The 6,135-nt window shown below is 72.2% G+C and carries 5 protein-coding genes; 4 read left to right on the plus strand and 1 reads right to left on the minus strand.

What is annotated here, in order from left to right; genetic code table 11:
* Positions 1-37: 37 nt before the first annotated feature.
* Complete coding sequence (locus BBK14_RS28595) at positions 38-967, minus strand: biotin--[acetyl-CoA-carboxylase] ligase (protein ID WP_083391313.1); 930 nt, start codon at positions 965-967, stop codon at positions 38-40.
* A gap of 83 nt (positions 968-1,050) precedes the next feature.
* On the opposite strand from BBK14_RS28595, the gene BBK14_RS28600 reads away from it, so the two are divergent.
* The 4 genes from BBK14_RS28600 (at position 1,051) to BBK14_RS28615 (ending at position 6,030) form a co-directional block, all read left to right on the plus strand.
* Positions 1,051-2,646, plus strand: a complete 1,596-nt coding sequence (locus BBK14_RS28600; protein WP_071066305.1) for an acyl-CoA carboxylase subunit beta — start codon at positions 1,051-1,053, stop codon at positions 2,644-2,646.
* Between the two features lie 81 nt (positions 2,647-2,727).
* Complete coding sequence (locus tag BBK14_RS28605) at positions 2,728-2,979, plus strand: acyl-CoA carboxylase epsilon subunit (RefSeq protein WP_020463358.1); 252 nt, start codon at positions 2,728-2,730, stop codon at positions 2,977-2,979.
* A 134-nt stretch (positions 2,980-3,113) separates the two neighbouring features.
* A complete protein-coding gene (locus BBK14_RS28610; RefSeq protein ID WP_071066306.1) occupies positions 3,114-4,877 on the plus strand; it encodes an acetyl/propionyl/methylcrotonyl-CoA carboxylase subunit alpha in 1,764 nt (587 codons plus the stop codon).
* Positions 4,878-5,313: 436 nt separating this feature from the next.
* On the plus strand, positions 5,314-6,030 hold the full coding sequence (locus tag BBK14_RS28615) for a histidine phosphatase family protein (protein WP_071066307.1): 717 nt from the start codon (positions 5,314-5,316) through the stop codon (positions 6,028-6,030).
* Positions 6,031-6,135 lie beyond the last annotated feature (105 nt).

The following is a 6,135-nucleotide window of genomic DNA, read 5'->3' on the forward strand; positions in this document are numbered from 1 at the left end:
CGGTGGGCCGCCCCCAGCTGGCACAACACAGCCGTCGTCAGCGCAGATGGACGATGTCGGCGGCGCTGAACGCCCGGCCGTCGACGATGAGCCGGCCGAGCTCGTCGACGTCGGTCGCCGTGCCGTGCGTGGACGTCCCGTCCGGAAGCTCGACGCGGACCCGCCGGCCCAGCGTGGCGCACGTGTCGCGGTACTCCCCGCGGGCCCGCTCGGGCGCCGCCTCCCACCGGCCCAACGCATCGACGAGGTCGGTCAGCAGGGCGCCGAGCAGGGCGGATCGGTCCAGGCGGGCGGGGTCGGCGCCGAGCAGCAGCAGGCTGGTGGAGCGCGGCGGCAGCTCCGCGGCGCGGGCGGTGACGTTCAGCCCGAACCCGATCACGGCCGCCGGCGGCACGGCCGGGCTCGGGGCCAGCTCCACGAGAATGCCGGCGAGCTTCGCCCCGTCGACCTGCACGTCGTTCGGCCATTTCAGCACCGCGGGCACGCCCGCGTACCCGCGCAGCGTGCGTACGAGCGAGGTGCCGACGACCATCGGCAGCCAGCCGAGCCACCGGGGCTCGATCTCGGGGCGCACCAGCACGGACACTATGAGCCCAGCGCCGGCCGCTGACTCCCAGGAGCGGTCGAGCCGCCCGCGGCCCGCGGTCTGCCGCTCGGCGGCGAGCACGAGCCCGTCCGGGGCACCGTCCGTAACCGTGGGCGAGCGGGCGACCGCGGGCAGTCCCACCGCGCCGGGCAGGCCGCGGGCGATCCGTCCGAGCTCGGCGTTGGTCGAGTCGATCTCGTCGACGACGGCGAGCGCCAGCCCGAGACGGGCTGCGAGCGGGCGGAGAGTGTCGGCGTCCAGCGGCCGTCGTGCCCCTGGCGGCACCGCCGGGGCTGGGCTGTGACCTGTGGCAGGGGGCGAGATGGCCGGCGCGGCGGGGGCCGTTCGACGCCCGGGGGATTCGGCGGGATGCACTGGCACGGGACCACCTTCCCAGAGGTCGGGTGAGACGGTCTCCACAACAATCGAGCACGTGGACCACCGACCGCCGTACGCTTCGCGGTATGGCTCTCCCGGCTTCCCCGCAAGAACCGACGCCCGAACCGCACAGCACAGCCGGCCGCCTCGCCCGGCTGCAAGCGGTGACCGACGAGGCCGTCCATGCTGGTTCGCAGCGCGCGGTGGACGCGCAGCACGCCAAGGGAAAGATGACGGCCCGGGAACGGATCGAGGCGTTCCTCGACCCCGGCTCGTTCGTGGAGACGGACGCGTTCGCGCGCCACCGCTCGCATGACTTCGCGATGGACCGCAACCGCCCCTACGGCGACGGCGTCGTCACCGGCTACGGCACGGTGGACGGCCGCCAGGTCTGCGTCTTCAGCCAGGACTTCACCGTCTTCGGCGGGAGCCTGGGCGAGGTCTTCGGGGAGAAGATCGTCAAGGTCATGGACCTCGCGCTCAGGACGGGAGTGCCGGTCGTCGGTATCAACGACTCCGGCGGCGCGCGGATCCAGGAGGGCGTCGTCTCGCTCGGCCTGTACGGGGAGATCTTCTACCGCAACGTCATGGCGTCCGGCGTCGTGCCACAGCTCTCGCTGATCATGGGCCCGTGTGCGGGCGGCGCGGTGTACTCACCCGCGATCACCGACTTCACGCTCATGGTCGACCAGACCAGCCACATGTTCATCACCGGCCCGGACGTGATCAAAGAGGTCACCGGCGAGGACGTCGGCATGGAGGAGCTGGGTGGCGCCACCACCCACAACTCCCGCAGCGGCGTCGCGCACTTCCAGGCCGCGGACGAGGCCGACTGCCTGGAGCTGGCCCGCGCCCTGCTGTCCTACCTGCCGTCGAACAACATGGACGAGGTGCCGGCTTACACCGAGGTCGCCGACGTCGAGGCCGAGGTCGACCCGGAGCTCGACACGTTCATCCCGGATTCGCCGAACACCCCGTACGACATGCACCATGTGATCGAGCGGGTCCTGGACGAGGAGGACTTCCTCGAGGTCCACGCCCAGTTCGCGCAGAACATGATCGTCGGCTTCGGGCGCATCGACGGCCGCTCGGTCGGCGTCGTCGCCAACCAGCCGATGCAGTTCGCCGGCACCCTGGACATCGACGCCAGCGAGAAGGCCGCGCGCTTCGTGCGCACCTGCGACGCGTTCAACATCCCGGTGCTGACGTTCGTGGACGTTCCCGGCTTCCTGCCGGGAACGTCGCAGGAATGGAACGGCATCATCCGGCGCGGCGCCAAGCTCATCTACGCCTACGCCGAGGCGACCGTTCCCAAGGTAACGATCATCACACGCAAGGCCTACGGCGGCGCCTATGACGTCATGGGTTCGAAGCATCTGCGCGCCGACATCAACCTGGCGTGGCCGACGGCCGAGATCGCCGTGATGGGCGCCCGCGGCGCGGTGAACATCATCTATCGCCGCGAGCTCGCCGGCTCGGAAGCGCCCGAGCAACGCCGCAGCGAACTGATCCAGGACTATACCGAGCATTTCGCGACGCCGTACATCGCCGCGGAGCGCGGATACCTGGACGCCGTCATTCCGCCGTCGGTGACGCGGCGCGAGGTCATCCGGGCGCTGCGCCTGCTGCGCACCAAGCGCGAGACGCTCCCACCGAAGAAGCACGGCAACATCCCGCTGTAGGCCGCGGCACTCCGCCGGAGCCGGGATCGCGGGACCGAACGACCAAGGACCGAACGACCAAGGACCGAGGAGGAACGGCCGGTGGCCGACAGACCCGACGAGCTTCCCGGCCGGGCGCACCTGCGGCTGGTCCGCGGGGACGCGACCCCGGAGGAGATCGCCGCGCTCGTGGCCGTCCTGGCCGCACGGTCGGCCCCGGCCGCGCCGCCCGCACGGGTCAGGTCCACCTGGGCCGACCCGGCGTTCCGCCTGCGTGGCGGGGTCGCGGCCGGGCCCGGTGGCTGGAGCCGGTCGGCCCGCACGGGCGGCATACGCTTTCCCGCGGGCGGGTGACCAGACAAAACCGATCATGGCGTCGGCGGCGGGGCAGGTCCTTTCCACCCTCGCTGGCAGAGCAGGAATGGCAAAGAAGAAATATGGTGCGGCCCGACTCGCCTAGACTCAGGCCGGACGAGGACGGGAGGAACGTGCGTAAGATCCTCATCGCCAACCGGGGGGAAATTGCCGTCCGGGTGGCGCGGGCCTGCCGCGACGCGGGATATTCAAGCGTCGCCGTGTATGCGGAGCCCGACATCGACGCCATGCATGTCCGGGTCGCGGACGAGGCGTACGCGCTGGGCGGGACAACGCCCGGCGACTCGTACCTGAGAATCGACAAGATTCTTCAGGCGTGCGAGCTCTCCGGCGCGGACGCGGTGCACCCCGGCTACGGTTTCCTCTCGGAGAACGCGGATTTCGCCGAAGCCGTGATCTCCGCCGGGCTTACCTGGATCGGCCCGCCGCCGGAGGCCATCCGCCGACTCGGTGACAAGACCGCCGCGCGCCACATCGCGCTGGCCGTCGGCGCCCCGCTCGCCCCGGGCACCGCCGACCCGGTCGCCGGGGTCGACGAAGTGGTCTCGTTCGCGAACGAGCACGGCCTGCCGGTCGCCATCAAGGCCGCCTTCGGCGGCGGCGGCCGCGGGCTCAAGGTCGCGTGGAACGCCGAGGAGCTGCCCGAGCTGTTCGAGAGCGCGGTACGCGAGGCCGTCGCGGCCTTCGGCCGGGGCGAGTGCTTCGTCGAGCGCTACCTCGACCAGCCCCGCCACGTCGAGACCCAGATCCTGGCCGACACGCACGGCAACGTCGTCGTCGTCGGCACCCGCGACTGCTCCCTGCAGCGGCGCTACCAGAAGCTCGTCGAGGAGGCCCCCGCGCCGTTCCTCACCGAGGAGCAGAACACCGCGCTGTACGAGGCGTCCAAGTCGATCATCCGCGAGGCCGGCTACGTCGGTGCCGGCACGGTGGAGTTCCTCGTCGCCAAGGACGGAATGATCAGCTTCCTCGAGGTCAACACCCGGTTGCAGGTCGAGCACCCGGTGACCGAGGAGACCTCCGGCGTCGACCTGGTGCGGGCCCAGTTCCGCATCGCCGAGGGCGAGGCCCTCGACCCGGTCGACCCGACCCCGCGCGGCCACTCGATCGAGTTCCGCATCAACGGCGAGGACCCGGGTCGCAACTTCCTCCCGGCGCCGGGCACCGTCACCACGTTCACGGCTCCGGCCGGCCCCGGGGTCCGCCTGGACACCGGCGTCGAGAGCGGCAGCGTCATCGGTGGGGCGTTCGACTCGCTGCTCGCCAAGCTCATCGTCACCGGGGCGACCCGTCAGGAAGCCCTGGAGCGGGCCCGGCGCGCGCTCGACGAGATGGTCGTCGAGGGCATGGCCACCGCGCTGCCGTTCCACCGCGCGGTCGTGCGCGACCTGGCGTTCGCGCCGGAGGCGGCGGACGAGCCGTTCCGGGTGCACAACCGCTGGATCGAGACCGAGTTCGACAACACGATCCCGCCGTTCGCCGGCGGCACCGACGCCGACACCGAGACCGACCCGCGGGAGACCGTGGTCGTCGAGGTCGGTGGCAAGCGGCTGGAGGTCGTCCTGCCCGCCGGGTTCGGCGCGGGCGGCGGCGCGGCCGTCTCCGCCGGTGCCGCGGCACCCAGGCGGCGCTCGGCGAGCAAGGCCGCGGCCAAGGTCACCGGCGACGCGCTGACCAGCCCGATGCAGGGCACCATCGTCAAGGTCGCGGTCAGCGACGGCGACACCGTCGAGGCCGGCGACCTGATCGTCGTCCTCGAGGCGATGAAGATGGAGCAGCCCATCAACGCGCACCGGGCCGGGACCGTCGGCGGGCTCGCGGCAGCGGTCGGGGCTGTCGTGACCAGCGGTGCCATTCTCTGCGAGATCAAGGACTGACCGAACGACGCCCACCGGCGGCGGCGTTCCCCAGGCGGGGAGCGCCGCCGCCGTCGTTTCCGGCACGGCCGCGGTGACGGTGACACCGGCGGTGGCGGTGGCAGCCATCCGCGGTCGGCGCTGGCCCGATCGTCCCGACCCCCGATCCGATCACTCTGAGCTTCAGCTCGACCGCGGTGGGCGGCGACTTGATCGCGGTGGGCGGCGCGCCGGCCGCGATGCGGAACGCTCCCGCCGGGGTACTCCGATCGGGTGCGCCGCACGGTGGCGTCACGCGGTTCGGGGCGCCGAAGCTCCGCCACACTCTAGGCACAGGTCCAGGTGAGGACGATGCCGTCCGATCAGCGACGTCGCGGGGCGCCAGACGGCTCGCGCGCGGCGATCCGGGCCGTTGTCATGGCCGCGGGTTCTGCCGCCCTGGCGCGAGGAGACGCGCATGCCCGACACCGATCTGCTGCTGGTCCGGCACGGCGAAGCACACTGCGACACCGCGGGCATCGCCGGCGGCGATCTCGGCTGCACCGGTCTGACCAGGCGAGGACGTTCCCAGGCGGAACGAGCCGCCCGCCGGCTGACAGTCATGCACACCACGGAGCGCCGGGTGGACGCGGTGTACGCCGACCCACGCCGCCGGGTCCAGGAGACAGCGGAGATCATCGCCGGCAGGCTGCGGATGCCGGTGATCCTCGAGTCCCGGCTGACCGAGCCCTGCCACGGCAGCGCCGACGGCCAGCCCTGGGCCGACATCTGGACCACGTTCGGCGGCACCCCCGCGGACCGTCCCGACGACCCGGTCGCCCCCGGCGCGGAAAGCTGGAACCACTTCGTCGACCGGGCTGCCGCCGGCCTGCGGCACATGGTGGAGCGCCACCGCGGCCAGCGAGCCCTGCTCATCACGCACGCGGCGACCGTCGAGGTGGCGCACGCGACAATGCTCGGGCTCCCGAACGGCCCCGACCCGCGGGCCGCGTTCGTGCTGGCGCACGCGTCCATCACCTGGTGGTCCCACCGCGCCTCGGAAACCGGCCCGCCCCGGTGGCATCTGGTGTGGCACAACTCCACCGCGCATCTCGCCCTCGGGCTACCCGACCGGGACGTCGAGCCCGCCATCCGGGCGCGGCGTGACGTACGGCGGCCGCCGGGCCGTCCGTAGGCTCTAGCCCGTGACTCCTCCGACGGTTGGAGCCGTCGGCTTCTCAGGCCGCTTCGTCGGCCTGACGGGCCAGCCCGACCCGAAGGATGTTGACCGCCGCGTTCA

The sequence above is a fragment of the Parafrankia soli genome, from assembly GCF_001854695.1.
Classification (GTDB): Bacteria; Actinomycetota; Actinomycetes; order Frankiales; family Frankiaceae; genus Parafrankia; species Parafrankia soli.